Source organism: uncultured Boseongicola sp., assembly GCF_937988555.1.
In the GTDB taxonomy this organism is placed as follows: domain Bacteria; phylum Pseudomonadota; class Alphaproteobacteria; order Rhodobacterales; family Rhodobacteraceae; genus Boseongicola.
Genome location: NZ_CALJXO010000247.1, coordinates 1 through 3,001 on the forward strand (window position 1 = coordinate 1; position 3,001 = coordinate 3,001).

At 53.1% G+C, this 3,001-nt stretch carries 3 protein-coding genes; 1 reads left to right on the forward strand and 2 read right to left on the reverse strand.

The window, feature by feature from the left end; genetic code table 11:
- The coding region (locus tag Q1B15_RS14860) for a sulfatase/phosphatase domain-containing protein (protein ID WP_299754931.1) at nucleotides 1–536 on the forward strand (536 nt) is incomplete at its 5' end.
- Nucleotides 537–804: 268 nt separating this feature from the next.
- Here Q1B15_RS14860 and Q1B15_RS14865 read toward each other — a convergent pair.
- Together Q1B15_RS14865 and Q1B15_RS14870 are read right to left on the reverse strand one after the other, a co-directional pair.
- Complete coding sequence (locus Q1B15_RS14865; protein ID WP_299754933.1) at nucleotides 805–1,173, reverse strand: GxxExxY protein; 369 nt, start codon at nucleotides 1,171–1,173, stop codon at nucleotides 805–807.
- A 121-nt stretch (nucleotides 1,174–1,294) separates the two neighbouring features.
- A complete protein-coding gene (locus Q1B15_RS14870; RefSeq protein ID WP_299754936.1) occupies nucleotides 1,295–2,851 on the reverse strand; it encodes an arylsulfatase in 1,557 nt (518 codons plus the stop codon).
- Nucleotides 2,852–3,001: the final 150 nt, after the last annotated feature.

Sequence of the window (3,001 nt, forward strand, 5' to 3'; positions counted from 1 at the left end):
TCTATCGGGAGGGCAAGCGGTCAATCTATGAGGGGGGGCATCGTGTACCCTTCTTTGTTCGCTGGCCGGCCGGCATCAAACAGCCGGGACGCAGCTGGAACAAGCTCGTCGGGCAGGTGGATCTGCTGGCGACCTTTGCCGAACTGATCGAAGCCGAGCTGCCCGCAAACGCCGGCGAAGACAGTCAGAGTTTCTTACCCGTGCTGACTCACCCCGCAACCACCCCTGTGCGTCTTCCTTTGATCAACCATTCTTCCAACGGGCGGTTCGCCATTACAGAAGGACATTGGAAATTGATTCTGCCGCTTGGCAAAATGAAGATGGAACTGTACGACCTCACCACAGATCCTGGCGAAACGAACAACATAGCGGCTCAACATCCGGAAGTCGTCGATCAGCTAACCAAGAAAGCCTCGGATATCGTTCTGAACGGTCGAACGACGAAAGGCCCCGTGCAACGCAACGACACCGGGTATTGGAAGGACCTCGCTTGGATCACTGAGGCGGAGTATGACGCCCAGCAAGGGCGGAACTGATAATATACTGCTGCGCATCACGATTTGAGATTTTTAAAATAGAGGACTCCATGGAGCGATCGCCCAATGCTAGGCTTCTTTAAGTTAGCATACGTATTTATTAACCACCCGCTTGCGCTAGAGAGCACAGAGAGCACAGAGCGGATTCCACGGACCTTGAGGCCTAAGTTCGGCCTCGATGCTCCACTGCGTTTGCATGGCTCTGTGCTCTCTGTGCCCTCTAGTGAGCGAAGCGAGCGGGTGGTTGAAATTTGCGTGGGAGTTGGACTTATAGCCTAAAACGTTCGACCCCGTCGGTGAGTTTCTTGACGTTGAAGTTCATCAATAACCCAACTGGAGTCTTCGATAATTTCATGTAGGTCAGCAATTGCGCCCTGTGGATGCCGCTCAATTTATCCACAGCTTTTAATTCAAGCACTAGCCGGTCATCGACCAATATATCACTGCGATATCCGCACTCAATCTCGATGCCTTTGTAATAGACTGGCATGGACTTCTCGAGTTTGTGTGGAATCTGATTGAGGGTTAACTCGTGAGAGAGGCATAATTGGTAGGCACTTTCAAGTAAACCTGGGCCGAGTTCGCGGTGCACTTCAATTGCGCAACCAATAACTTTTTGTGTGAAGGGATCATTCATAAAGAGATCATTGCTCTCATTCGTGGAAAAACCAAACAACTATTGCGTATATCAGTGACTATTAGTGGTTTTCGGCTAGGCCGAATCTACGTCATGATAGCACTTGGCGTGCTTTGACTCGTTAATGTGTCTTCAGGCGCGATGCGGAATGTCCGTCGTCTTGTAGGGTTTTCAAGGCCGCTTGCATGGCTTGGACGCGCTCGGGGTTTTCGCTCGCCAGATTATGGCGTTGGCCGATGTCCTTGGCTAGGTTGTAGAGTTCGACGGGAGAGTCATCATCCGCAGGATAGTTGTGACGCTTTAGCCAGTCATGCTTCGGCTTACGCGCGTAGCCTGTGCGTTTATTGATCAGCACCCAGTCGCCGCTGCGCAGACCGAAGCCTGTGCGTTCCCATGTGCTGTGAACGAGTGTCGGGCGCACGCTGCTTGCGCTGCCGTGGAGTAGTGGCAGCAAGTTGTGAGAGTCTTCCGCTTGATCCTCAGGTAACGTGAAGTCAGTCACTGCCGCAAAAGTCGCCATTAAGTCGATCTGCGAGACGAGTGCCTCAGAGACTAATCCAGGTTTTACGACCTTCGGCCAGCGGATGATAAACGGCACATGGTGCCCGCCTTCGTAGATGTCTTGCTTGAGGCCGCGGAAAGGACCGGATGACCAATGGTCGTATTGTTTGTCACGCTCATAGGCATAGTGCTCTGCGCCGTTGTCTGCTGAGAAGACGACGATCGTGTTGTCCGCCTGTCCGCTGGCTTCTAAGGCGCGTAAGATTTGACCGCAGGCAGCATCGGTCTCGACGACGAAGTCGCCATATGCGCCGGCTTGGCTGCTGCCATCGAATGCATCATTGGGAATGATGGGCGCGTGTGGAGACGGGAAGGCGAAGTAGAGAAAGAAGGGGGCTGCTTTGTCGGCCTGTTGTTGAATATATTCGACCGCATGCTTCGTCGTGGTCGGTATGTTTTCGTAGGGATCCCAATCGTGATACATGGGGCCGGGGCGGCATTCCCAGCGTCCTTCTTTAATCGGCTTCCATCGTTTGGTATCCATCAATACATCGGGCACATCGATGACGCGATCATCTTCAATCCAGCAGTAAGGCGGGAAGTTGATGACGGTGTCGCCGAAGTAGTGGTCAAAGCCGTGGGCAAGCGGGCCGTTGGGGATGGGCTTTGACCAATCAAATGCGTCAGGTCCCCAGACTTCATTCTTACGCCCCTTATGCGTGGTGGTTTGTATCGCAGGCTCGGCATCGGGCAGCCGGTAGCTGTCCCAATCCCAGCCTAAGTGCCACTTGCCGATTGCGGCGGTGTGGTAGCCTTTTGCTTGTAGCATTTCTGGTAACGTGAGGCGCTCAGGCGAAAAGACTGAGGGGCCAAAGGCGTTCACAATTCCATAAAACTTGCGCCAGTGGTCGCGCCCTGTGAGTAAGGCATATCGACTCGGCGTGCAGACTCCGGAAGAGGAGTGCCCGTCGGTGAATCGCATGCCTTCGCTGGCGAGGCGATCCAAGTGTACGGTTGGGATTTTTGAATCTGAATTCTGGCAGTTGAGATCGCCGTATCCCATATCATCTGCATAGAGGATGAGTATGTTCGGTGTTTCCGGATCGGTCGCAGCATGACTGGATAGGGACAGCAGTGTAGAGGCAGTCGCCATGATGAATAGGGTGATTGGTTGCAATCGTGGTTGATTCATAACTCTGGAGCGAATCATGGCGGGTAGCGCTTGTCTATTCCTTTTTCGGTTACGATGTCGGTGAGGGGATGTCCCTGATTGCCTGTTCATCATCTAAACAGAGGATAGCTCCGCGTTCTGTATCTGATACATTGT

Bases quoted from the DNA above. Each gene is read 5' to 3' on its own strand.
- Q1B15_RS14865 (WP_299754933.1), bottom strand. From the start codon at position 1,173: ATGAATGATCCCTTCACACAAAAAGTTATTGGTTGCGCAATTGAAGTG.